The 22,900-nt window shown below is 69.2% G+C and carries 21 protein-coding genes and 1 tRNA gene; 19 read left to right on the plus strand and 3 right to left on the minus strand.

Going from position 1 to position 22,900, the window contains the following annotated elements; genetic code table 11:
- The first annotated feature begins 273 nt into the window (after window positions 1-273).
- Both CK240_RS03400 and CK240_RS03405 read left to right on the plus strand, forming a co-directional pair.
- Window positions 274-1,209 carry a DUF481 domain-containing protein gene (locus tag CK240_RS03400; protein ID WP_095638929.1) on the plus strand — a complete coding sequence of 312 codons (936 nt, stop codon included), beginning with the start codon at window positions 274-276 and terminating at the stop codon, window positions 1,207-1,209.
- Between the two features lie 375 nt (window positions 1,210-1,584).
- On the plus strand, window positions 1,585-2,055 hold the full coding sequence (locus CK240_RS03405) for an MmcB family DNA repair protein (protein WP_095639236.1): 471 nt from the start codon (window positions 1,585-1,587) through the stop codon (window positions 2,053-2,055).
- Window positions 2,056-2,179: 124 nt separating this feature from the next.
- Here the strand turns inward: CK240_RS03405 and CK240_RS03410 are convergent, their stop codons facing one another.
- Complete coding sequence (locus tag CK240_RS03410; RefSeq protein WP_095638930.1) at window positions 2,180-2,419, minus strand: DUF6324 family protein; 240 nt, start codon at window positions 2,417-2,419, stop codon at window positions 2,180-2,182.
- Window positions 2,420-2,527: 108 nt separating this feature from the next.
- Here CK240_RS03410 and CK240_RS03415 point away from each other — a divergent pair.
- From CK240_RS03415 to CK240_RS03470, 12 genes are all read left to right on the plus strand, one after another.
- Window positions 2,528-2,604: transfer RNA gene (locus tag CK240_RS03415), tRNA-His, on the plus strand.
- Between the two features lie 73 nt (window positions 2,605-2,677).
- Window positions 2,678-3,379: a GntR family transcriptional regulator gene (locus CK240_RS03420; RefSeq protein ID WP_095638931.1), complete on the plus strand. Its 702-nt coding sequence runs from the start codon at window positions 2,678-2,680 to the stop codon at window positions 3,377-3,379.
- Between the two features lie 89 nt (window positions 3,380-3,468).
- Window positions 3,469-4,431, plus strand: coding sequence for a dihydrodipicolinate synthase family protein (locus tag CK240_RS03425; RefSeq protein ID WP_095638932.1), 963 nt, complete (start codon window positions 3,469-3,471; stop codon window positions 4,429-4,431).
- A 129-nt stretch (window positions 4,432-4,560) separates the two neighbouring features.
- On the plus strand, window positions 4,561-5,370 hold the full coding sequence (locus tag CK240_RS03430; RefSeq protein ID WP_095638933.1) for an ABC transporter substrate-binding protein: 810 nt from the start codon (window positions 4,561-4,563) through the stop codon (window positions 5,368-5,370).
- Between the two features lie 58 nt (window positions 5,371-5,428).
- Entirely contained in the window at window positions 5,429-6,094 is a 666-nt protein-coding gene (locus tag CK240_RS03435; protein WP_095638934.1) for an amino acid ABC transporter permease, read from the plus strand.
- Between the two features lie 13 nt (window positions 6,095-6,107).
- Window positions 6,108-6,761, plus strand: coding sequence for an amino acid ABC transporter permease (locus tag CK240_RS03440; protein ID WP_095638935.1), 654 nt, complete (start codon window positions 6,108-6,110; stop codon window positions 6,759-6,761).
- Window positions 6,754-7,476, plus strand: coding sequence for an amino acid ABC transporter ATP-binding protein (locus CK240_RS03445; protein ID WP_095638936.1), 723 nt, complete (start codon window positions 6,754-6,756; stop codon window positions 7,474-7,476). The genes CK240_RS03440 and CK240_RS03445 overlap by 8 nt, the downstream gene beginning before the upstream one ends.
- 1 nt (window position 7,477) lies before the next feature.
- A complete protein-coding gene (locus CK240_RS03450) occupies window positions 7,478-8,728 on the plus strand; it encodes an NAD(P)/FAD-dependent oxidoreductase (RefSeq protein WP_095638937.1) in 1,251 nt (416 codons plus the stop codon).
- Window positions 8,725-9,726 (plus strand): 4-hydroxyproline epimerase, encoded by a 1,002-nt coding sequence (locus tag CK240_RS03455; RefSeq protein ID WP_095638938.1) that lies wholly within the window; start codon window positions 8,725-8,727, stop codon window positions 9,724-9,726. Before CK240_RS03450 ends, CK240_RS03455 begins: the two co-directional genes overlap by 4 nt.
- Entirely contained in the window at window positions 9,723-11,390 is a 1,668-nt protein-coding gene (lhpI, locus tag CK240_RS03460) for a cis-3-hydroxy-L-proline dehydratase (protein WP_095638939.1), read from the plus strand. The genes CK240_RS03455 and lhpI overlap by 4 nt, the downstream gene beginning before the upstream one ends.
- A 9-nt stretch (window positions 11,391-11,399) precedes the next feature.
- A complete protein-coding gene (locus tag CK240_RS03465; protein WP_095639237.1) occupies window positions 11,400-12,428 on the plus strand; it encodes a trans-3-hydroxy-L-proline dehydratase in 1,029 nt (342 codons plus the stop codon).
- Between the two features lie 32 nt (window positions 12,429-12,460).
- On the plus strand, window positions 12,461-13,492 hold the full coding sequence (locus CK240_RS03470; RefSeq protein ID WP_095639238.1) for an Ldh family oxidoreductase: 1,032 nt from the start codon (window positions 12,461-12,463) through the stop codon (window positions 13,490-13,492).
- Between the two features lie 319 nt (window positions 13,493-13,811).
- Here the strand turns inward: CK240_RS03470 and putA are convergent, their stop codons facing one another.
- On the minus strand, window positions 13,812-17,219 hold the full coding sequence (putA, locus tag CK240_RS03475; RefSeq protein ID WP_095638940.1) for a bifunctional proline dehydrogenase/L-glutamate gamma-semialdehyde dehydrogenase PutA: 3,408 nt from the start codon (window positions 17,217-17,219) through the stop codon (window positions 13,812-13,814).
- Window positions 17,220-17,331: 112 nt separating this feature from the next.
- On the opposite strand from putA, the gene CK240_RS03480 reads away from it, so the two are divergent.
- From CK240_RS03480 to CK240_RS03500, 5 genes are all read left to right on the plus strand, one after another.
- Window positions 17,332-17,793 (plus strand): Lrp/AsnC family transcriptional regulator, encoded by a 462-nt coding sequence (locus tag CK240_RS03480; RefSeq protein ID WP_095638941.1) that lies wholly within the window; start codon window positions 17,332-17,334, stop codon window positions 17,791-17,793.
- 67 nt (window positions 17,794-17,860) lie between these two features.
- Window positions 17,861-19,090 carry a putative DNA modification/repair radical SAM protein gene (locus CK240_RS03485; protein WP_240517267.1) on the plus strand — a complete coding sequence of 410 codons (1,230 nt, stop codon included), beginning with the start codon at window positions 17,861-17,863 and terminating at the stop codon, window positions 19,088-19,090.
- Window positions 19,090-20,517 (plus strand): UdgX family uracil-DNA binding protein, encoded by a 1,428-nt coding sequence (locus CK240_RS03490; protein WP_095638943.1) that lies wholly within the window; start codon window positions 19,090-19,092, stop codon window positions 20,515-20,517. The genes CK240_RS03485 and CK240_RS03490 overlap by 1 nt, the downstream gene beginning before the upstream one ends.
- Window positions 20,518-20,599: 82 nt before the next feature.
- Window positions 20,600-21,634, plus strand: a complete 1,035-nt coding sequence (locus CK240_RS03495; RefSeq protein WP_095638944.1) for an AI-2E family transporter — start codon at window positions 20,600-20,602, stop codon at window positions 21,632-21,634.
- Window positions 21,635-21,693: 59 nt separating this feature from the next.
- Complete coding sequence (locus CK240_RS03500) at window positions 21,694-22,443, plus strand: DUF2243 domain-containing protein (RefSeq protein WP_095638945.1); 750 nt, start codon at window positions 21,694-21,696, stop codon at window positions 22,441-22,443.
- On the opposite strand, the gene CK240_RS03505 is transcribed toward CK240_RS03500, so the two are convergent.
- A complete protein-coding gene (locus tag CK240_RS03505) occupies window positions 22,430-22,888 on the minus strand; it encodes a GNAT family N-acetyltransferase (protein WP_095638946.1) in 459 nt (152 codons plus the stop codon). The genes CK240_RS03500 and CK240_RS03505 overlap by 14 nt on opposite strands.
- Window positions 22,889-22,900 lie beyond the last annotated feature (12 nt).

A 22,900-nucleotide genomic window follows, 5' to 3' on the forward strand; every position in this document is an offset into this window, starting at 1 on the left:
CGCAGCCCGGTTGCGAAAGCGTCGCCTCGCGGTTGCGCAAGCCTTTGTCAAAGCATCAGTCTTTCGGCTTTGCCGCGTGTTTTTCCTCTGGCCTGTAGCCGAGTGTTCTGGAATGCTGGCGGGTTCCATCACGATCCTGTGAGAATCGCGGGTGGACCCCGAAGTCTTTACGCCCGGGCACCCGATCCCTAGACCGGGCACCCGATCCCTAGATCGGCGTTGTATCACCGAGCGGCCCGGACGAGTGGTCGCAAAAGGATCGAGAGGCTCAGAATGAAGAAAATTTCCCTTCTCGCCAGCGCATCTGCCCTGGCCTTCGTGATCGGCGCGCCGGCCTTCGCGCAGACCGAGTTCGCCCCGGGTGCGAACGTTATCGGCGCGGGCAACATCAACGACCAGATCACCGACGTGGAAGACGCCGTCCAGGACGATTTCGACCGTTCGCAGGACGCCGCCCGCTTCGGTCCCGCCGACCGCCAGACCGGCCTGTTCGGCTCGGTCGCGCTGTCCTACGCCGGCCGCACCGGCAACGACGAGAACCAGGACTTCAGCCTGGCTGGCCGTTTGTCGCACAACGCCGGGCAGTTCCAGCAGTCCGTCGGCCTTCTGCTGGAATACGGCGAAGATGACAACGGCGACGTCGACACCGAGCGCACCTCGGTCATCTATGACGCCAACTACTACTTCAACGACCAGTTCTATGCCTTCGCCCTCGGTCGCCTGTCGACCGACTCGCTGGCAGGGGACATCGACGGGCTGTCGGATGACCAGGACTACTCGGACCTGGACGGCAACCTGAAGCGCGACGCCTTCTTCGGCGTGGGTCCGGGCTACCGGATCTTCAACAGCGACTCGACCGCATGGCGCGTCCAGGCCGGCGTGGGCATCCGCTACACCAAGCGGTTCGAGGTCCTGACCACGGACCCGATCGACCCGCTGCTGGGCACCGGCGAGTTCGAGTCGGACACCGACACCGGCTACATCGTGTCGTCGCGCTTCTACCACAAGTTCAACGACCAGTTCTTCCTGACCAACGACACCGACTACCTGACCTCGGACGTCAACGATGTCGCCACGAACGAACTGGGCCTGAACTTCCGCATGGCGGAGAGCTTCTCGACCCGCGTGTCCTACAAGACCGAGTATGTGTCGGATCGTGCGATCCGCACCGACAACACGCTGGGCGTTTCGCTCGTCTACGGCTTCTGATTTTTCCCGATTGGAAGTCTCTCTGGGAAGGGGGCGGTCGCAAGGCCGCCCCCTTCTTCCTGCGGCGGGAACCAACGGAAAAAGGCCGCCCCCGAGGGGCGGCCTTTTGGACGTGGCGGGAACCGCAGCGACCGTGCCGGCGCAGGTTCCCCCGAAAGCCTGGATATCCAGGTGGGTGCCGGGTAACAGGACCAGGGCCCTGACAGAGCCAGCCCCCTCGGAGAAGTTATAGGCCAGTGGGAAAAATGGCCGAACCACGAGAAGAGCAGAAACCCGCCTGACTTCTAGGTAGGAAGGACGCGCGGGCTGCGCAAGAGTGTCCCGCACGGGCACGCGCGCTTGCGGGATGTTTCCGCTTCGTTCATGGTGGCGCGCATGAATGACGACCTTTCCCCTTCCGTCGACCTGCTGCCCGCCCAGCCCGGCCACCGGCTGGCGCGGGGCGTGGCGCGGATGCTGCTGGCCTCGGGTCACGCGCCGCTGCTGGAATTCGTGCCCGCGCCCGGCCTGCGGGTGGACGTGATTTCGGTCGCGCCCTCGGGCGAGATCTGGATCGTCGAATGCAAGAGCTGCCGCGCGGATTTCGTGGGCGACCGCAAGTGGCAGGGCTACCTGGAATGGTGCGACCGCTTCTTCTGGGCGACCGACTGCGATTTCCCGGTCGAACTGCTGCCCGAGGACAGCGGGCTGATGGTCGCGGACCCTTACGGCGCGGAACTGGCGCGGATGGCGCCCGTGGCGAAGCTGGCTGCCGCGCGCCGCGCGCGGGTGCTGCGCGACATCGCGCGGGTCGCGGCCTGCCGGCTGGTGCGGGTGAACGATCCGGGGGCATTCGCCGACGGCTAGAAGGGGCCTTCGCCCCCGCACGGGGCGCGGCCGCTACTGCGGCCTTTCTTGCGGGAAACAGTCCGCTCGACTGCCTTCCGGGCGCTTGGAAGCCCCCATGGCATTGCCGTCAGGAAGAACAGGCTCAGCGCCGCGCCGGGCCCTTGGGGCGGGGCTTGTCGGACTTGGGCTTCGCGCCCTGGCCGATCTCGCGCGCGGCTTCGGCGGCGGCCAGCAGCTCCTCGGCGATCTCGGTCGCCTCGTCGGGATCGAAATCCAGCGGCAGCTCGATCCCCTCGCCCTCGACATAGATGCGGACCATCCCCAGGTCGGTCGGCCCGATCTGCAGGTTGGCGGCGATGTCGCTTTCCTTGTTGATGCTCATCGCACGATCCCTTGCGCAGCTTGACGCCGCAAGGTCTAGCCGACTGCGCCCGCTTCCGGCAAGATGCGCTTGCATCGGCCGCCGCGACGATCTATCTGCTGCGCCTGTGCCGCCTTAGCTCAGTTGGTTAGAGCGCTGGATTGTGGATCCAGAGGTCCCCCGTTCGAGCCGGGGAGGCGGTACCACCTTCCAGCCTTTACGCTTTTGCCCGGGACCGCTAGCAGGCGGCGATTCCCTGTGACCGCTGGAGCCTGCCGGATGACCGACACCCCTGATTCGCCATCCGAACGCAAGCGCGGCTCGGGCGCGCGGCTGGTTTATGACGCCCTGCGCGACGAGATCCTGGAACTGGTCCTGCCCCCCGGCACTCCCATTGACGAGGTCGCACTGGCGGAACGCTTCGGCATGTCGCGCACCCCCATCCGCGAGGCGCTGCTGCGGCTGGCGGGCGAGGGGCTGGTCGAGACGCTGCCCAACCGCTCGGCCATCGTGGCCAACATCGACTTCCTGAACCTGCACCACTTCTTCGACGCGATGACGCTGATGTATCGCGTGACGACGCGGCTGGCCGCGCTGAACCGCAGCGATGCGGACCTTGCCGCCATCCGCGCCCGCCAGGCGCAGTTCGCGGCGGCCGTCGAGGCGCAGGATGCCCTGGCGATGATCGCCACCAACCGCGCCTTCCATGCCGCCATCGCGGATGCGGGCGGCAACCCTTACTACATCGCCTTCTTCCTGCGCGTGCTGGACGAAGGGCGGCGCCTGCTGCGGCTGTACTACCAGTCCTACAACGACCGCCTGCCGCAAAGCATCGTGGGCGAGCACGAGGACATCATCGCCGCCATCGAGGCGGGCGACGTCGAGCTGTGCGACCGGCTGGGCCGCGCCCATGCCGACCAGATCATCCGCCAGATCCAGTCCTTCTTCGCCCGCGACCGCCGCGAGGACCTGCCGCTGTAAGATTTTTGTCGACACGGAAAATACAATTCGGCAAGAATGCTCCTGACCACAGATTCGGGCGCGCACTCGCTTGCGCCAGAGGAGCCAGCATGAAGACCGACATTTTCACCGGCGTGATCCCCGCGCTGATGACCCCCTGCACCGCCGACCGGCAGCCCGACTTCGACGCGCTGGTGCGCAAGGCGCAGGAACTGGTCGCGGCCGGCATGTCGGCGGTCGTCTACTGCGGCTCCATGGGCGACTGGCCGCTGCTGACGGATGCGCAGCGGATGGAAGGGGTGGAACGGCTCGTGAAGGCCGGGCTGCCTGTGATCGTGGGCACGGGGGCGGTGAACTCGGCCCTTGCCGCGGCCCATGCGGCCCATGCGCAGAAGGTCGGCGCGGCGGGCCTGATGGTGATTCCGCGCGTGCTGTCGCGCGGCAGCTCGCCCATCGCGCAGAAGAACCACTTCAAGGCGATCCTGTCGGCCGCGCCCGACCTGCCGGCGGTGATCTACAACAGCCCCCATTACGGCTTCGAGACCCGCGCCGACCTGTTCTTCGCCCTGCGCGCCGAGCATCCGAACCTCGTCGGCTTCAAGGAATTCGGCGGCACGAAGTCCATGACCTACGCGGCCGAGCACATCACCAGCGCCGACCCTGACGTGATCCTCATGGCGGGCGTCGATACCGGCGTCTTCCACGGCTATGTCAAGGCGGGCGCGACCGGCACGATCACCGGCATCGGCAACGTGATCCCGAAGGAAATCCTGCATTTCGTCGCGCTGGCCAGGGCCGCCGCCGCGGGCGACGTGAGTGCCCGGCTGCGCGCGCGCGAACTGGGCGAGGCGCTTGAGGTGCTGTCCTCCTGGGACGAGGGCACGGACCTGGTGCTGTATTACAAGCACATGATGGTCATGCAGGGCGACGCGGAATACGCGCTGCACTTCAACCCCACGGACGAGCTCAGCCCCAGCCAGCGCGCCTGGGCCGAGGCGCAGTTCAACCAGTTCCGCGCCTGGTACGCCGAATGGTGCAAGCTGCCCGGCGCCGCGCCTGGTGACTACGCCTGAGGCAGGCCGTCGATTTGCCGGGCCGATGGGGAATACTGCCGCTAATATCAGGTTGATCCGCTGCGGGTCGGGCGGGTAGCTGACGACGTCACGACGAAACGGCCAGAGAGCCAGACAGGGAGTGTTACCATGAAGACCTCGATCTTCGGTGCGGCGCTGGTCGCCGCCACCGCCATCGCCGGCGCGGCCCATGCCGACAAGCTGGACGACATCATCGCCTCGGGCACGCTGCGCTGCGCGGTGGTGCTGGACTTCCCGCCGATGGGGATGCGCGACGAGCAGAACAACCCGATCGGCTTCGACGTCGACTACTGCAACGACCTTGCCAAGGCGCTGGGCGTCACCGCCGAGATCGTGGAAACGCCCTTCCCCGAGCGCATCCCCGCGCTGATGGCGGGCCGGGTGGACGTGGGCGTCGCCTCGACCTCGGACACGCTGGAGCGCGCCAAGACCGTCGGCATGTCGATCCCCTATTATGCGTTCGAAAACGCCGTCGTCGCCCGCGAAGGCGTCGAGATGACGAACTGGGAAGGCATGAAGGGCAAGACCGTCGGCGCTACCGCCGGCACCTACGAGGCGATCTGGCTGGAAGGCAAGGTCAAGGAATGGGGCGAGGGCGAGTTCCGTCCCTACCAGACCCAGGCCGACGTCTTCCTGGCGCTGAGCCAGGGGCAGCTGGACGCCACGGTGTCCACCGTCGAGGTCGCCAATGCCAACGTCAAGTCGGGCAACTTCCCCGGCATCCGCGTCGTGGACAAGGCCCCGATGGTGCCGGACTATGTCGCCCTGTTCACGCTGCGCGAGGAATACGGCCTCATCAACTACCTGAACCTGTTCGTGAACCAGCAGGTCCGCACCGGCCGCTACAACGAGCTTTACAAGAAATGGGTGGGCGAGGGCGAGCCTGCCGACCTGACCGTGGGCCGCGTCTACCGCTGATTGCCCGCGCGGCGCGGGACCGGCCCGCGCCGCGCCCTTCCCACGGACAGGATTGGCCATGTTCGGTTACACATTCCAGTGGAAGCAGGTGTTCGCACGCTTGCCGCAGATGCTGGACGGCGCGCTTGTCACCATGCAGATCGCCGTCCTGTCGATGGTCATCGGCATCGTGCTGGCGGTTCTGCTGACGCTGTTCCGGCAATCCGGCAGCCGTCTGTTGTCGGGGATCGCGACCGCCTGGGTCGAGATCGCGCGCAACACCCCGGCGCTGTTCCAGATCTACATGGCCCATTTCGGGCTGGGCAGCTTCGGCATCCATCTCAGCCCCTATGTCTCGCTGCTGGTGGGCATCACCTTCAACAACGCGGGCTACCTTGCGGAAAACTTCCGCGGCGCGCTGAAGGCCATCCCCGAAACGCAGACCCGCGCAGGCCGCTCGCTGGGGATGAGCCCGCTGCAGGCCTTCCGCCACATCGTCGTGCCGCAGATGCTGCGCATCGCCTTCCTGCCGATGACGAACCAGATGGTCTGGGCGGTGCTGATGACCTCGCTGGGCGTGACCGTGGGGATGAACACCGACCTGTTCGGCGTCACGCAGGACCTCAACGCGCTGACCTTCCGCACCTTCGAGCTGTTCGCCGTCGCGGCCGTCATCTTCTATCTGATCGTCAAGGTGATCCAGACGGCCGCGCGGCTGATCGCCTGGCGCCTGTTCCGGTACTGAGGGGGCCACGCGCATGTTCGACACGGCCCTGACAGCCGCCGACCTCCTGTTCCTGGCCAAGGGGGCCGGCGTCACCATCCTCGTCACCCTGATCTCGGTGGCGCTGGGCACCCTTCTGGGGATCGTCTTCGGCGTCATCCGCTATCAGGTCGGCCCTTGGTGGGCGGCGCCCCTGACCTTCGTGCTGGATGTCTTCCGCTCGGTCCCGCTGCTGATCCAGCTTGTGCTGGCCAACGCCTTCCTGGGCGTCGTGCTGAAGCTGCGCATGTCGGGCTTCACCGTCGCCTGCGGGGTGCTGACCATGTACACCGCCGCCTATTGCGCCGAGATCGTGCGCGGCGGCATCGAGGCCGTGCCCATGAACACCCGCCGCGCGGCGCGGTCGCTGGGCATGACCTGGCGGCAGGACATGACCAGCATCGTCATGCCTTTGGCGACCCGCGTGGCGCTGCCGTCGTGGATCGGCCTGGCTCTGGGCGTCATGAAGGACTCGGCCCTCGTCTATGTCGTGCAGGTGACGGAGCTGCTGAAATCCACGCAGATCCTCATCACCCGCCTGCAAGAGCCGCTGTTCCTGCTGATGATCTGCGGCGCCTTCTATTTCCTCATCAGCTTCCCGCTGGCCCGGCTTGGCGGCTATCTTGAAAGGCGCTGGACCAATGATTGAGATCGAGAACGTCCGCAAATCCTTCGGCTCGCTCGAGGTGCTGAAGGGCATCGACCTGACCGTGGACAAGGGCGAGGTGCTGACGGTGATCGGCGGCTCGGGGTCGGGCAAGTCGACGCTGCTGACCTGCATCAACGGGCTGGAACCCATCAACGGCGGCCGCATCGTCGTGGACGGGATCGAGGTCCACGCCAAGTCCACCAACCTCAACAAGCTGCGCCAGAAGATCGGCATCGTCTTCCAGCAGTTCAACGCCTTCCCCCACCTGACGGTGCTGGAGAACGTGACCCTTGCCCCCCGCAAGGTGCTGGGCATGTCCAAGGCCCAGGCCGAGGAGATCGCCGTCAGGCAGTTGTCCCACGTGGGCCTGGGCGACAAGCTGGGCGTCTATCCGACGCGCATGTCAGGCGGCCAGCAGCAGCGCATGGCGATCGCCCGCGCGCTGGCGATGTCGCCGTCCTACATGCTGTTCGACGAGGTGACATCCGCCCTCGACCCCATGCTGGTGGGCGAGGTGCTGGACACGCTGCGGATGCTCGCGTCCGAGGGCATGACCATGATCTGCGTCACGCACGAGATGAAGTTCGCGCGCGAGGTGTCCGACCGCGTGGCCTTCTTTCATAAGGGCGTCATGGCCGAGATCGCGCCGCCGGCCGAACTGTTCGGGGCGCCCAAGGACCCCGAGCTGCAGAAGTTCCTGGCCGCGACCCACTGACATGCCCGCAGAGCTGATCGTCATCGGGGCCGGCGTCGTCGGCCTGTCCATTGCTGCCGCCGCTCAGGATCGCGGCCTGTCGGTCACCGTGATCGACCGGGAAGGGCCGGCGGCGGGCGCGTCCGCCGGGAACGCGGGCGCCTTCGCCTTCACCGACATCCTGCCGCTGGCCTCGCCCGGCATCCTGAGGAAGGCGCCGCGCTGGCTGCTGGACCCTTTGGGGCCGCTGACGGTGCCGCCGCGCTATGCCCTGCGGATCGCGCCCTGGATGCTGCGCTTCGGCCGCGCCTGCGCGCCCGCCCGCGTGGCGCAGTCCATCGTCGCCCAGACGGCGCTGATGGACCTGTCCAGGGCGGAACTGGACGGCTTCCTCGCCCTGACCGGCACCACGCCGATGCTGCGCCGCGACGGCAACCTTCAGGTCTATGAATCGCAGGCCGAGTTCGACGCCTCGCGCCCCGGCTGGGACGCCCGCGAGGCGCATGGGATCGAGTTCCGGCACATGGCCCCGGACGAGATGGCCGAGCTTCAGCCCGGCCTGTCCCCCCGCTTTACCCACGGCACCTTCACGCCCGGCTGGTATTCCATCGCGGACCCGAAGGATTACACGCTGGCGCTGGCCGATCATGTCCGCGCCCGCGGCGGGGCCATCGAGATCGCCGAGATCGCCGCCCTGCGCCCGACCGAGACGGCCGTGGACCTGCGCGCCACGGATGGCCGCAGCTTCACGGCCGCGCAGGTGGTCGTCGCGGCGGGCGCCTTTTCCCACCGCATCGCCCGCACCCTGGGCGAGCGCATCCCCCTGGAAACCGAGCGCGGCTACAACACCACGCTGCCCCCCGGCGCCTTCGACCTGAGGACGCAGGTCACCTTCGGCGGCCACGGCTTCGTCGTCTCGCGGCTGTCCACCGGCATCCGCGTCGGCGGCGCGGTGGAGCTGGGCGGGCTGAACCTGCCGCCGAACTTCCGCCGGTCGGACGCGATGCTGAAGAAGGCCAAGGCCTTCCTTCCCGCGCTGAAAACCGAAAACGGCGTGCAGTGGATGGGCTTCCGTCCCTCGCTGCCCGACAGCCTGCCCGCCATCGGCCGCGCGCGGGCGACGCCCCGCGTCACCTATGCCTTCGGCCACGGCCATCTGGGCCTGACACAATCCGCCGGCACCGCCCGGCTGGTCGCGGACCTGCTGACCGGGCGGACCCCTGCCATCGACCTCGCGGCCTTTTCGCCGCAACGCTTCAAGAGGCTGCCATGACGACCCACACCTTCTCCTGCATCGACGGGCACACCTGCGGCAACCCGGTGCGGCTGGTTTCGGGCGGCGGCCCGCGGCTGGAAGGCGCGACGATGCTGGAACGCCGCGCGCATTTCCTGCGCGACTTCGACTGGATCCGCACCGGCCTGATGTTCGAGCCGCGCGGCCACGACATGATGTCGGGATCCATCCTGTACCCGCCGACGCGCCCCGACTGCGACGTGGCGGTGCTGTTCATCGAAACCTCGGGCTGCCTGCCCATGTGCGGCCACGGGCTGATCGGCACGATCACCATGGGGATCGAGAACGGCCTGATCCAGCCCCGCGAGCCGGGCAGGCTGTCCATCGACGCCCCCGCCGGCCGCGTGGACGTGACCTACCGGCAGGAGGGCCGCTTCGTCGAGGAAGTGCGCCTGACCAACGTCCCCGGCTTCCTTTACGCCGAGGGCCTGACGGCCGAGGTCGAGGGCCTGGGCGAGATCGTCGTGGACGTGGCCTATGGCGGCAACTTCTACGCCATCGTCGAGCCGCAGAAGAACTTCCGCGACATGGCCGACCACACGGCGGGCGAGCTGATCGGCTGGTCGCCCAAGCTGCGCGCGGCCCTGAACGCCAAGTACCAGTTCGTCCACCCCGAGCATCCCGCGATCAACGGCCTGTCGCATATCCTGTGGACCGGCCAGCCGACGGTCGAGGGCTCCCATGCCCGCAACGCTGTCTTCTACGGCGACAAGGCCATCGACCGCAGCCCCTGCGGCACCGGCACCTCGGCCCGCATGGCCCAGCTTGCCGCCAAGGGCAGGCTGAAGGTCGGCGACGAGTTCTGGCACGAATCCATCATCGGCTCGATCTTCAAGGGCCGGGTCGAGGCCGCGGCCCGCGTGGGCGACCGCGACGCGATCATCCCGTCCGTCGCGGGCTGGGCGCGGATGACGGGCTACAACACGATCTTCATCGACGAACGCGACCCCTTCGCCCACGGCTTTGTCGTGAAATGACCGCCCGGCGCATCCTGCCGGGGCTGGCGGAAGGCCCGGTCCTTGCGATGGCCGAGGGCCTCAGCTTCTGGGGCGGCGTCGATCCCGAAACGGCGCGGGTGATCGACGCCCATCACCCGGCCCATGGCGCGGGGCTGGCGGGCGCGGTGGTGATGATGCCGACCAGCCGGGGGTCCTGCTCGGGCTCGGGCGTGATGCTGGACCTGATGCTGAACGCCCGCGCCCCGGCGGCGCTGGTGTTTTCCGAAGCCGAGGACATCCTGACCCTCGGCGCCCTGATCGGGGCCGAGATGTTCGGCCGCACGGTCCCGGTGCTGCGCGTCAGCGCGCAGGACTTCGCCCGCCTGTCCGCCCAGCCACGCCTGCGGATCGGGGCGGATGCGATCACGGGCAATGGCGTCTCGGTCCCCGTCGGGGACGCCCCCGACACGGCCCTGACCCTGACGCCCGAGGACCGCGCAATTCTCGATGGCCGCGACGGAGAAGCGGCGGCGCTTTCCATGCGGATCGTCTGCGCGATGGCCCGCCAGCAGGGGGCCGAGCGCCTCACCGACATTTCGCGCGGCCACATGGACGGCACCATTCTCGCCCATCCGGCGAACCTGATCTTCGCCGAGCGGATGGCCGAGCTTGGCGCGCAGGTCCGGGTGCCCACGACCATCAACGCCATCTCGGTGGACCGCGAGGGCTGGCCGGGGCAGGGCGTCGATCCCGATTTCGGCAGCCGCGCCTCGCGCCTTGCCGATGCCTATGTCCGCATGGGGTGCCGCCCCAGCTTCACCTGCGCGCCCTACCTGCTGACCGACCGCCCGGCAGCGGGCGAGGACATCGCCTGGGCCGAATCCAACGCGGTCGTCTTCGCCAACACCGTCCTGGGCGCGCGGACGCCGAAGCACCCCGATTACCTCGACCTCTGCATGGCCGTGACGGGCCGCGCGCCCCTCGCCGGCGTCTATCTGGACGAGGCGCGCCGCCCCGCGCTGGTGCTGGACGTGGATACCCCCGAGGGCGCGGACGATTCCTTCTGGCCGCTGCTGGGCTATGTCGCGGGCCATGCGGCGGGCGGCGCGATCCCGCTGCTGCGCGGCCTCGCCGGGCTGAACCCCACGACCGACGACCTCAAGGCGATGTGCGCGGCCTTCGGCACCACTTCGGGCGCGCCGATGCTGCATGTCGAGGACGTCACCCCCGAGGCGAACCTGTCCCCGCTGCCCGATGCCACTCACGCCCCCATCACCCGCGCCGACCTGTCGCGCGCCTGGGCGGAACTGAACCAGGGTCCCGAGCAGGTGGACCTGATCGCCATCGGCAGCCCCCATGCCTCGGCCCCCGAGTGCCGGGCGCTTGCGGACCTGCTGGACGGCCCTGTGGCCATCCCCCTGATCGTCACCGCAGGCCGCGCGATCATCGCGGACCTCGACCGCGACGGCACGCTCAAGCGGCTGAAAGCCAATGGCGTGCAGGTCATCCCCGACCTCTGCTGGTGTTCCATTACCGAGCCGGTGTTCCCGCCGCAGGCACGGGCGGTGATGACGAACTCGGGCAAGTACGCCCATTACGGCCCCGGCCTTTCCGGCCGCGCCCTGCGCTTCGGCGGCCTTGCCGACTGCGCCCGCGCCGCGCGGACGGGGCAGGCGGCCCCGCTCCCCCACTGGCTGACCTGAGAGATGAAGATGCGCAGCAGCAAGACCATCCACGTGATTTCCGCCCATGCCGAGGGCGAGGTCGGCGACGTGATCGTGGGCGGCGTCGCGCCGCCTCCGGGCGAAACGCTGTGGGACCAGTCCCGCTGGATCGCGCGGGACAACACGCTCAGGAACTTCGTCCTGAACGAGCCGCGCGGCGGCGTCTTCCGCCACGTGAACCTGCTGGTCCCGCCGAAGAACCCGGACGCCGACGCCGCCTTCATCATCATGGAGCCCGAGGACACGCCGCCCATGTCCGGCTCGAACTCGATCTGCGTGTCCACGGTGCTGCTGGACGCGGGCATCCTGCCGATGACCGAGCCCGAGACGCGGATTACGCTGGAAGCCCCCGGCGGCCTCGTCCGCGTCCGTGCCGAATGCAGGGACGGCAAGGCCGAACGCATCTTCGTGGAAAACCTGCCCAGCTTCGCGGGCAGGCTGGACGCCGCGCTTGAGGTCGAGGGCATCGGCAGCCTCAAGGTCGACACCGCCTATGGCGGCGACAGCTTCGTCATCGTGGACGCCGCCGCGATGGGCTTCGCGCTGACCCCCGACGAGGCGCATGACATCGCCCGCTTGGGCGTCCGCATCACCAAGGCCGCCGACGAACAGCTCGGCTTCCACCATCCGACCAACCCGGACTGGCGGCATTTCTCCTTCTGCCTGTTTGCCGGTCCCGTAAGCCGCGAGGGCAACGAGTTGCGCGCAGGCGCCGCCGTGGCGATCCGTCCCGGCAAGGTGGACCGCTCGCCCACCGGCACGGCGCTTTCGGCGCGCATGGCGGTGCTGCACGCGCGGGGGCAGATGGGCGAGGGTGACCGGCTGACCGCCGTTTCGCTGATCGGATCGACCTTCGCGGGCCGCATCCTCGGGACGACCACCGTGGGCGACCTGCCCGCGATCCGCCCCGAGATCTCGGGGCGCGGCTGGATCACCGGCATCCACCAGCACATGCTGGACCCCTCGGACCCCTGGCCCGAGGGCTACCGGTTGACCGACACCTGGGGTGCGCGCTGACGCGCCCCGCCTGCAAGAAGAAGGAGCGCATGATGGCCCAACCGATCACCGTCAGTCCCGAGGCCCTGGCCGAAAGGGTGTCGCGCATCTTCCTTGCCGCCGGCCTGTCGCCGCTTCAGGCGGAAACGCTGGCCGCCACCATCGTCGCGGGCGAGCGTGACGCCTGCAAGTCGCACGGCATCTACCGGATCGAGGGCTGCCTGCGCACCGTCGCCGCCGGCAAGGTCCAGCCGCAGGCCGAGCCCGAGTTGCAGGACGACGGCTCGCCTGTCGTCCGCGTCGATGCGAAGGGCGCGTTTTCCACCGCCGCCTTCGCGGTTGGCCTTCCGGTGCTGGTGGCAAGGGCGCGCCAGCACGGGCTTGCGGCGATGGTCGTGAACTCCTGCACCCATATCTCGGCGCTCTGGCCGGAAATCGAGGCGATCACCGCCGAGGGCCTCGCCGCCATGGCCATGTGCCCCAGCTATGCAACAGTTGCGCCTGCCGGGGGCAGCGCGCCGCTGCTGGGCACCAACCCCTTCGCCTTCGGCTGGCCCCGCAAGGATGCCTCGCCCTACGTCTTCGACTTCGCCACCTCGGTCATGGCGCGGGGCGACGTGGAACTGCACCGGATCGAGGGCCGCCCGCTGCCCGAGGGCACGGCGGTCGATCGCGACGGCAACCCCACCACCGACCCCGCCGAGGCGCTGGCGGGCGCGATGCTGCCCTTCGGCGGCCACAAGGGCTCGGCCATCTCGACCATGATCGAGCTTCTGGCCGCCGCCATGATCGGCGACCTGACCAGCACCGAGGCGCTGGACTACCTCGGCACGACGACCCTCGGTCCGCATCACGGCGAACTGATCCTCGCCTTCTCGCCCGAACGCTTCGCTGCGGGCCGGGGCGATCCCTTCGCCCGCGCCGAGACGCTGTTTCAGGCGATCCTGGGCCAGGGCGCCCGCCTGCCGTCGCAGCGCCGCTTCGAGGCGCGCAAGCGCGCGGCAGCGGAAGGCATCCCGCTGACGGCAGAGGAAGTGGAGATGCTGGAGCGGCTGGAGCGCGCACCCTTCGGGGCGCAGGCGTAACGGATTGCACCCCTCGGACCGCGATCCGGTCCATCACCCGCCGGACCGGACGCAAGCGGGATCAGGAAGACGCAGGCCCGCATCAAGCCGCACGGATGGCAACAGCCGGACTGCCCCGACCGGCACCATTCTGCGGTCTTCCCGTGTCATGCATGGGCCAGCTCTCTCGGGCCGGATAAAAATATCCTCGGGGGTGCGGGGGCAGACAGCCCCCGGCTCACACGGGTGCCATTGCCGCGCCGCTTTCGCTGCCCTGGCACAGCCGCCCTGCCTCGCATGACTGTCCTGCGGCCGACAAACCGGCCGCAGGGCTCAAGGCTCACCCCGCCAGCAGCGCCGCGTTGCCGCCCGCCGCCGTGGTGTCCACGCAGAGATGCCGTTCATGCGCGACATGGGCGCGGTCGGGCATGGCCGTGATCAGCGGCAGGATCGGGCCCTTCCGCCCGGCCAGCGCCTGCGCATAGGCCTCGGCCATCTCGGCCTCGCCCCACCAGAGCGCGCCCGAGAAGCCTTCGAGATGCGCGAGTGCCGCGGGCTCGACCCGACCCGTGGCCTCGACGGCCGAGCCGCCCAAGGCCTCGACCGCCGCGCGCTGGGCGCGGGCCGCCCCCGGACCGGGGCCGAGGCACAGCAGCGGCGGGCGGGTGTAAAGGCTCAGGCGGTTCATCTCGCCCGTGGGGCCGGGCATCAGGCGCTCGTCGATGCGGCGCTCCTCGGTCTGGCCCAGGGCGCGGTCCAGCGCGGCCATGTCCTGCGCGCCCTCGAAGGCGCCCTCGGCCAAGTCCGCCCCTTCGGGGGCATAGAAGCGCGGCAGGTAGTTCGGGCCGCCCGCCTTTGGGCCGGTGCCCGACAGGCCCTCGCCGCCGAAGGGCTGCGAGCCCACGACCGCGCCGATCTGGTTGCGGTTGACGTAGATGTTGCCGACGCGGACGGCTTCGCTGATCTCCTGCACGCGGCCGTCGATGCGGGTGTGCAGGCCGAAGGTCAGGCCGAAGCCGCGGGCGTTCACGTCGCGCACCACCTCGTCCAGCTTCCCGGCCGGGAAGGTGGCGACATGCAGCACGGGGCCGAAGACCTCGCGTTCCAGATCGCCGATGCCGCCCACGCGGATCAGCGTCGGCGCGACGAAGGTGCCGCCCTCGGGCTGCGCGCCCCGGTGCAGGACCGCGTTGCCGTTGGCCTGGATGTAGCCCGCGATGTCAGCCTGCGCGTCTCGGTCGATCACCGGGCCCACGTCGGTGGACACGTGCCACGGGTCGCCCACCGTCAGCTGGTCCATCGCGCCCTTGATCATCTCGATCACATGCGGCGCGCTGTCCTCCTGCAGATACAGGCAGCGCAGCGCCGAGCAGCGCTGGCCCGCCGACTGGAAGGCCGAGGCCACGATGTCGCGCACCGCCTGTTCGGGCAGGGCGGTCGAATCCGCGATCATGGCGTTCAGGCCGCCCGTTTCCGCGATCAGCGGCGTGCCGGGTTCCAGGTGTTGTGCCATGCTGCGCGCAATGACCTGCGCCGTGTCGGTCGAGCCGGTGAAGACCACGCCCTTGACGCGCGGGTCCGCCGTGATCGCCGCACCCACGGTCGCCCCGTCGCCCGGCAGCAGTTGCAGGGCGCTGCGGGGCACGCCCGCCTGGTGCAGCAGCCGCACGGCCATGGCGGCGATCAGCGGCGCCTGTTCTGCGGGCTTGGCCAGCACGGCGTTCCCGGCCATCAGCGCGGCCGCGATCTGCCCGGTGAAGATCGCCAGCGGGAAGTTCCACGGGCTGATCGCCGCGAAGATGCCGCGGGGGCTGCGCGTGTCGTTCTCGCCTTCGGCCGCATAATACAGCAGGAAGTCCACCGCCTCGCGCAGCTCGCCCACCGCGTCGGGCAGGGTCTTGCCCGCCTCGCGCGCCAGCGTGGCGAAGATGGGGCCGAAGTTGCCTTCGTACAGGTCGGCGGCGCGGCGCAGGGTGGCGGCGCGTTCCGACGCCGGCGCGTCCCAGGTGCGGGCCTCGTCCAGGGCACGGGCAACGGTGGCTTCGTCGGCCTCGGTCACCTCGCCGATGACCTCGCCCGTGGCGGGGTTCACCACGGGGCGGGTCGTGCCCGAAGGCTCGGCCACCGTCAGCGGCCCGGCCGGGGGCAGGGGGACGCGGCGGGCGGCCTCGATGTGGTCGAGCACGCCCGCGTCGGACAGGTCCCAGCCGCGAGAGTTCCGGTGGTGCGGCGCGAACAGCGCCTCGGGCGCCTTCAGGGCCTTGGGCGCGTGCGCCTCGGACAGCGCCTCGAAGGGGTCGCGGGCGATGGATTCGGGCGCGACGCCCTCATCCACGATCTGGTGGACGAAGGACGAGTTCGCCCCGTTTTCCAGCAGACGCCGGACGAGATAGGCCAGCAGGTCGCGGTGCGCGCCCACGGGGGCATAGATGCGGCAGTGCCCCTTGGTTTCCGACAGCAGGATGTCGTGCAGCCGCTCGCCCATGCCATGCAGGCGCTGGAACTCGTAGGGGCGGCCCTGGGCGAGTTCCAGGATAGCGGCGGCGGTATGGGCGTTGTGGGTGGCGAACTGCGGGAACAGCCGGTCGCCCATGCCGAACAGCTTCTGCGCCAGGCAGATATAGGCCACGTCCGTCGCGGTTTTGGTGGTGAACAGCGGGAAGCCCGGCATGCCCCCGACCTGCGCCATCTTCATCTCGCTGTCCCAATAGGCGCCCTTGACCAGCCGGATGTTCATGCGCCGGTCATAGCGGCTCGCCATGTCATACAGCACCTCGATGGCCGCCCCCGCGCGCTTGCCATAGGCCTGCACGACCACGCCGAAGCCGTCCCATCCTGCCAGCGCGGTATCCGACAGCACCGCGTCGATCACCTGCAGGGACAGGACCAGCCGGTCCTGTTCCTCGGCGTCCACGTGCAGCGCGATCCCCGCCTCGCGCGCCTGGCGCGCCAACTTGCTGACGACCGGGACCAGTTCCGCCATGACGCGCTCGGTCTTGGCGACCTCATGGCGGGGGTGCAGCGCCGACAGCTTGATCGAGATGCCGGGGTTCTTCACGATCGAGTCCGCCTTGGCCGCGCGGCCGATGGCGGCGATGGCATGTTCGTAGTCGCGGGCATAGCGGGCGGCGTCGGCTTCGGTCCGCGCGGCCTCGCCCAGCATGTCGAAGGAATAGGTGTAGCCCTGCGCCTCGCGCTTGCGGCCGCGTTCCAGCGCCCCCTCGATGGTCTCGCCCAGCACGAACTGGCGGCCCATCTCCTTCATGGCGCGGCCGACGGCGGTGCGGATCACCGGCTCGCCCAGGCGGCGGATCGCGCCGCGCAGGGTGCCCGCGATGCCGGGGCGGGGTTCCGTCAGGACCTTGCCCGTCAGCATCAGCGCCCAGGTCGAGGCGTTGACCAGCGACGAGGCCGCCGTCCCGAGATGCCGGTTCCATTCCGAGGGCGCGATCTTGTCCTCGATCAGGGCGTCGATGGTGGGGGCGTCGGGGACGCGCAGCATGGCCTCGGCCAGGCACATCAGGGCCACGCCCTCGCGGGTGGACAGCCCGTATTCGGCCAGGAAATGCTCCATCAGCGTGGGCTTGGCCTCGCTGCGGATGCGGCGGACGAGGGCCACGGCGCGGTCGGTGATGCGCTGGCGCGTCTGCGCGCCGATCGCGGCCTCGGACACCAGCCGGTCCAGCACGGCCGTTTCGTCGGCGAACTTGGCTTCAAGGCCGAGGGTTGGGAAGGCGGCAGGGGTCATGGCAGGCTCGCAGGGCTAAGGATGGCACAGGATAGCCGCAGATCGCTGGACGATGTGACCAAAGATGGGCAAAGCCCTAGCCGGAACGGCTGCAGGAAAGGACATTTTCAGGATGAACCAGCTTGACCCCATCGACCGGCGCATCCTTGAGATCCTTGTCGCCGATGCGCGCATCCCGCTGACCGAACTGGCCCGCGCGGTGGGGCTGTCCAAGACCCCCGTGGCTCAACGGCTGAAACGGCTGGAGGAGACGGGCATCATCACCGGCTACCGCGCGATCCTGTCGCCGCTGAAGCTGGGTCTGACCCATGTGACCTATGTCGAGGTGTCCATGTCCGACACCCGCCAGAAGGCGCTGGAGGAGTTCAACGCCGCCGTCCGCCTGATCCCCGAGGTCGAGGAATGCTACATGATCGCGGGGGGCTTCGACTATCAGCTCAAGATCCGGTCCCGCGACATGGCGCATTTCCGGCAGGTCATGGCCGAGCGGATTTCCACGCTGCCATATATCACCTCGACCTCCAGCTATGTCGCGATGGAGGCGGTGGTGGAACAGAACTGGACGGCCATCTGACGCCGGGGGAACCGTTGAAACCGGCCTGCGATTTCCTAGATATGACAGGAACATCAAGGGAACTTCCGTGACGCCAGAACTCTCCCGGAAGCTCGCGATCCTGTCGGACGCGGCCAAGTACGACGCCTCCTGCGCGTCCAGCGGAACGGAACGGCGCGACGCGCGCAAGGGGGGCCTGGGCTCGACCGAAGGGTCGGGGATCTGCCACGCCTATACCCCGGACGGGCGCTGCATCAGCCTGCTGAAGATCCTGATGACGAACTTCTGCATCTTCGACTGCGCTTATTGCGTGAACCGCGTCAGTTCCAACGTCGAGCGCGCCCGCTTCTCGGTCGAGGAGGTCGTGACGCTGACGCTGGAATTCTATCGCCGCAACTACATCGAGGGGCTGTTTTTGTCCTCGGGCATCATCCGCAGCCCGGACCAGACCATGGCCGACATGGTGCGGATCGCCAAGACCCTGCGCGAGGAGCATGGCTTCAAGGGCTACATCCATCTCAAGACCATTCCCGACGCCTCGCCCGAACTGATCGACGAGGCGGGGCTTTACGCCGACCGCCTGTCGATCAACATCGAACTGCCGCAGGACGACTCGATCCGCACCTTTGCGCCGGAAAAGCGCCCCGAGACGATCCGCACCGCCATGGCCCGCGTCCGCAGCGGGCGAGAGGCGAGCCGCGAGACAAGCCACACCGGCAAGCGCCCCGCCCGCTTTGCCCCGGCGGGCCAGTCCACGCAGATGATCGTGGGCGCGGACGGGGCGAACGACGCGACGATCCTGAACACCTCGTCCCGGCTTTACGCGGGCTATGGGCTGAAGCGCGTCTATTACTCGGCCTTCTCGCCCATCCCCGACTCCTCGGCCATGCTGCCGCTGGTGAAGCCGCCGCTGATCCGGGAACACCGGCTGTATCAGGCTGACTGGCTGATGCGCTTCTACGGCTTCGAGGCCGAGGAGATCGCCTCGGCCACGCCCGACGGGATGCTGGACCTCGGCGTCGATCCCAAGCTGGGCTGGGCGCTGGCGCATCGCGAGGATTTCCCCGTGGACGTGAACCGCGCCACCAAGGAACAGCTTCTGCGCGTCCCCGGCTTCGGCACAAAGACGGTGGACCGCATCCTGTCCGCCCGCCGCCACCGCACGCTGCAATGGGACGACCTCGTCCGCATCGGCGCCTCGATGACCAAGGCCAAGCCCTTCATCAGCTTGCCCGGCTGGTCCCCCGGCGGGCTGATCGACGCCCAGAACCTGCGCGCCCGCTTCGCGCCCCCGCCGCAGCAGCTGAGCCTGTTCTGATGCACCGGGTCGTCCTGCCCGAGACCGGGACGATGGACGCCTGGCGCGAGGCCGCCCGCCGGCTGGCCACCCATGCCGTGCCGCCCGCGCAGGTGGAATGGGCCGTGGGCGAGGCGCCTCAGGGCCTGTTCGATCCCGAGCCCCTGCCATCAGGCGAGGGGCGGGCGCTGAAGGTGCCCCGCGCCTTTCTGGAAATCGCGGAAAAGGCCATCCTGCACCGCGACCCGGCGGCGCCCGACCTGCTGTATCAGGCGCTGGTGCGCCTGCAGGACCAGCCGCAGCTTCTGTCGGACGCCGCCGACCCGCTGGTCCGCCGCCTCGGTGCACTGCAGAAGGCGGTCCATCGCGACATCCACAAGATGCGCGCCTTTGTGCGCTTCCGCGAGATCCCTTCGGACAGGGACCGCCGCCGCTTTGCCGCCTGGTTCGAGCCGGAACATCGCGTGGTGGAAGCCAACGCCGGCTTCTTCGCCCGCCGCTTTTCCGACATGGACTGGGCGATCCACACCCCGGACCTGAGCGTGATCTTTGAAGATGGCGAAGTCAGCTTCGCCCCCGGCGCCCCGCGTCCCGACCTGCCGGACGACGCAGCGGAATCGCTCTGGGCCACCTATTTCACCAACATCTTCAACCCGGCGCGCATCAAGCTGGGGTCGATGCGGCAGCACATGCCGCTGAAATACTGGAAGAACATGCCGGAAACGGCGCAGATCCCCGCCATGCTGGAAGGCGCCGAGGCCCGCGTGCGCGCCATGCAGGCGGCAGGCGCGACCCAGGCCCCCGCCCGCGCCGCCACCATCACCGAACGCTACCGCGCCGCGATGCCGAAGGCGCCCGCCGTGATCGGGACGCTGGAGGAAGCGCGCGCCGCCGTCCGGCATTGCACCCGCTGCGACCTTTGCCGCCACGCCACGCAGGCGGTCTTCGGCGAGGGGCCTGCGGGCGCCCGCCTGATGGTCGTGGGCGAACAGCCCGGCGACCAGGAGGACCTGGCTGGCCGCCCCTTCGTCGGTCCCGCGGGCAAGGTGCTGGACGAGGTGATGCAGGCCTCGGGTCTCGATCGGGGCCGCGCGTGGATGACGAATGCGGTCAAGCATTTCAAGTTCACCCCGCGCGGCAAGCGCCGCATCCACCAGTCCCCCGACAAGGGCGAGGTCGCCGCCTGCAAGTGGTGGCTCGACCTCGAACGCGACTTCGTCAAGCCGCAGCTGACCCTCGGCCTCGGCGCGACGGCGGCGCAGGCGCTGACGGGGACGGGCGCGGGGATCACCAGGCGGCGCGGCACCGTCGAGGACACGTCCAGCGGCCCCGTGCTGCTGAGCTGGCACCCGTCCTATATCCTGCGCCTGCCCGACGCGGGCCGCGCGGCCGAGGCACGGGCGGAACTGGCCGAGGATCTCGCGCTCGCCCGCAAGCTGCTGGCCTGAAGCGGCCGCGAACCGCATCAGCCGCGCGGGCGTTGGGCGTCGTGGCCCCAGTGCCGCCACGCCATTCCTCCGCAGGCGACCCATGCCCCGAGCCGTTCCCGCCGTCGTCTTCGTTTCCCTGCTGATCGTCCTTCTGGCCGTGACGGCCTGGCACTTGTCCTTTGTCCTGCTTCTGGCCTTCCTCGGCGTCCTCATGGCCGTGCTCTTGCGGCACCTTGCGCTGATCCTCGCGCGGCACACGCCCTTGTCGGCCTCGGCGGGCGTGCTGGTCGTCGCGCTGGCGCTTGCGGTGCTGATCGTGCTGGGGGTCATGTTCCTCGGCCCGCGTCTGGTGGGGCAGCTGCAGCAGGTGGCCGACATGGTGCCCCGCGCGCTGGCGCAGTTCGAGGCGCTGCTGCGGCAGTATTCCTGGGCCCAGAGCCTGCTGGAACGCGTGCCCTCGGACGAGGAACGGCCAAGCTGGAACGTCCTCGGCATGATCGGCGGCACCGTGTCCTCCGTGATCGGGGTGCTGGCGAACGTCGTCATCGTGGTCACGGTCGCGATCTTCCTGGCGATGGACCCCCAGCTCTACCGGCGCGGGCTGCTGCGCCTGATCCCGCTGGACAAGCGCCCGCGCGCCGCCGAGATCCTGGATGCGCTGGGACAAGGCCTGTGGCGCTGGCTTCTGGGGCAGGGGATCGCCATGGCGGCGGTCGCGGTGCTGTCGGGCGTCGGGCTGTGGCTGATCGGGGTGCCGCTGGCGCTGGCCCTGGGGCTGATCGCGGGCCTTCTGGACTTCATCCCCTATGTCGGCCCCTGGCTGGGCGCCGCGCCCGCGGTGCTGCTGGCGCTGGCAGAGGGACCGGCCGAGGCGGTGTGGACCGCGATCCTGTTTCTCGTGATCCAGCAGGTCGAGGGAAACGTCCTGATGCCCGTGATCCAGAAGCGGGCCAGCGCGCTGCCGCCCGTGCTGACCATCCTGGCCGTGGTCGCCTTTGGCGTGCTGTTCGGCTTCATGGGCGTGTTCCTGGCCACGCCCCTGCTGCTGGTCCTCATCATCCTGGTCCGCATGATCTATGTCGAGGACGTGCTGGGTGACCGTTCCGACCGCCTCGACCCCGGGAAGCGCGGCTGAGGCGGAACAATCCGCGGCCCTGCCATGTTCCCGCCAGGATGGATCGGGGAGGGGGCGCCATGACCGCGCGGCACTGGACATGGGCGGGGGCCATCCTTGGCTTTGCGCTGGGCGGGTTCTTCGACGGCATCCTGCTGCACCAGATCCTGCAATGGCACCACCTGCTGAGCCTCGTGCCCGGCATCGGCGACCTGCGCGCGCAGGTGATGTGGGACGGGGTCTTCCACGCGCTGATGTACGTGATCGCGGCCGCGGGACTGGTCGCCCTGTGGCGCGCGCATCGCCGCGACCCGCAGGTGCCGCGCGGGATCGTGGCGGGCGCGATGCTGATCGGCTTCGGCACGTGGCATGTCATCGACACGCTGTTGTCGCACTGGTTCCTGGGCATCCACCGCATCAGGATCGACAGCCCCAACCCGCTGGCATGGGACCTGCTGTGGCTGGTGGTCTTCGGCATCGTTCCGCTGCTTCTGGGCCTGCGCCTGCGGCGCGGGGGCAGAGGGGCCGCGCCCTCGGGCGCCTTCGTGGCCACCGTGGCGCTGCTGACCGTGGGCGCCGGCGCCTGGGCGCAGCGCACGCCCGCCGACATGGCCCTGACCGCGATCGTCTTCCGCCCCTCGGTCGATGCCGCGCGGGCCGAGGCCGTCCTGGCCGAGGCGGGCGCGCGGATCGTCTGGGCCGACCCGAAGATGGCCGTCGTGCTGGTGGACGTGGATCCCGGCAAGCGCTGGGGCTTCTACGCGCGCGGCGCGATGATGGTCAGCGGCTCGGGCGTGCCCGCCGGCTGCTTCGACTTCAGCCGGGCATGAGAGGGCCCGGCTGGCGCTTGACGAAGCGGATCTGCCCGTCGTCCAGCACGCCCGCCGGAACCCAGCCCAGGTGGCCATAGAAGCCCAAGGCCCGCAGGCTTTCATCGCCGCCGGTGGCAAGCCAGATCTGGTCCCAGCCCTGCCCGAACAGCCAGTCTTCCGCCTCGGCCATCAGCCGCCGCCCGATGCCGCGCCCCTCGAAGCCGGGGCGCACGAACAGGGCGAAGACGGTCGCCCTTGCGGAATCGGCCATCGAGAAGCCCGCCGCCGCGCCGTCCACATGCGCCAGCCAGGCCCGGCTGCGGGTTTGCAGCATCTCGGCCAGGCGCTCGGCCGTCACCCCCAGCGCCGCGAGTTCCTGGCGCGACTGGTGGTTCTGCGTGACGCCCGTGCGGATGTCGAACAGCGTCCCGATGTCGTCCGGCGTGGCAAGGGTGATCTGCATGGCACCTGTCCC

It is taken from the genome of Paracoccus salipaludis (assembly GCF_002287065.1).
Lineage (GTDB): Bacteria > Pseudomonadota > Alphaproteobacteria > Rhodobacterales > Rhodobacteraceae > Paracoccus > Paracoccus salipaludis.

Bases quoted from the DNA above. Each gene is read 5' to 3' on its own strand.
- CK240_RS03400 (WP_095638929.1), top strand. From the start codon at position 274: ATGAAGAAAATTTCCCTTCTCGCCAGCGCATCTGCCCTGGCCTTCGTG.
- putA (WP_095638940.1), bottom strand. From the start codon at position 17,219: ATGACCCCTGCCGCCTTCCCAACCCTCGGCCTTGAAGCCAAGTTCGCC.
- CK240_RS03450 (WP_095638937.1), top strand. From the start codon at position 7,478: ATGCCCGCAGAGCTGATCGTCATCGGGGCCGGCGTCGTCGGCCTGTCC.
- CK240_RS03500 (WP_095638945.1), top strand. From the start codon at position 21,694: ATGACCGCGCGGCACTGGACATGGGCGGGGGCCATCCTTGGCTTTGCG.
- CK240_RS03405 (WP_095639236.1), top strand. From the start codon at position 1,585: ATGAATGACGACCTTTCCCCTTCCGTCGACCTGCTGCCCGCCCAGCCC.
- CK240_RS03410 (WP_095638930.1), bottom strand. From the start codon at position 2,419: ATGAGCATCAACAAGGAAAGCGACATCGCCGCCAACCTGCAGATCGGG.
- CK240_RS03435 (WP_095638934.1), top strand. From the start codon at position 5,429: ATGTTCGGTTACACATTCCAGTGGAAGCAGGTGTTCGCACGCTTGCCG.
- lhpI (WP_095638939.1), top strand. From the start codon at position 9,723: ATGACCGCCCGGCGCATCCTGCCGGGGCTGGCGGAAGGCCCGGTCCTT.
- CK240_RS03445 (WP_095638936.1), top strand. From the start codon at position 6,754: ATGATTGAGATCGAGAACGTCCGCAAATCCTTCGGCTCGCTCGAGGTG.
- CK240_RS03420 (WP_095638931.1), top strand. From the start codon at position 2,678: ATGACCGACACCCCTGATTCGCCATCCGAACGCAAGCGCGGCTCGGGC.
- CK240_RS03490 (WP_095638943.1), top strand. From the start codon at position 19,090: ATGCACCGGGTCGTCCTGCCCGAGACCGGGACGATGGACGCCTGGCGC.
- CK240_RS03455 (WP_095638938.1), top strand. From the start codon at position 8,725: ATGACGACCCACACCTTCTCCTGCATCGACGGGCACACCTGCGGCAAC.
- CK240_RS03505 (WP_095638946.1), bottom strand. From the start codon at position 22,888: ATGCAGATCACCCTTGCCACGCCGGACGACATCGGGACGCTGTTCGAC.
- CK240_RS03465 (WP_095639237.1), top strand. From the start codon at position 11,400: ATGCGCAGCAGCAAGACCATCCACGTGATTTCCGCCCATGCCGAGGGC.
- CK240_RS03440 (WP_095638935.1), top strand. From the start codon at position 6,108: ATGTTCGACACGGCCCTGACAGCCGCCGACCTCCTGTTCCTGGCCAAG.
- CK240_RS03425 (WP_095638932.1), top strand. From the start codon at position 3,469: ATGAAGACCGACATTTTCACCGGCGTGATCCCCGCGCTGATGACCCCC.
- CK240_RS03470 (WP_095639238.1), top strand. From the start codon at position 12,461: ATGGCCCAACCGATCACCGTCAGTCCCGAGGCCCTGGCCGAAAGGGTG.
- CK240_RS03495 (WP_095638944.1), top strand. From the start codon at position 20,600: ATGCCCCGAGCCGTTCCCGCCGTCGTCTTCGTTTCCCTGCTGATCGTC.
- CK240_RS03430 (WP_095638933.1), top strand. From the start codon at position 4,561: ATGAAGACCTCGATCTTCGGTGCGGCGCTGGTCGCCGCCACCGCCATC.
- CK240_RS03480 (WP_095638941.1), top strand. From the start codon at position 17,332: ATGAACCAGCTTGACCCCATCGACCGGCGCATCCTTGAGATCCTTGTC.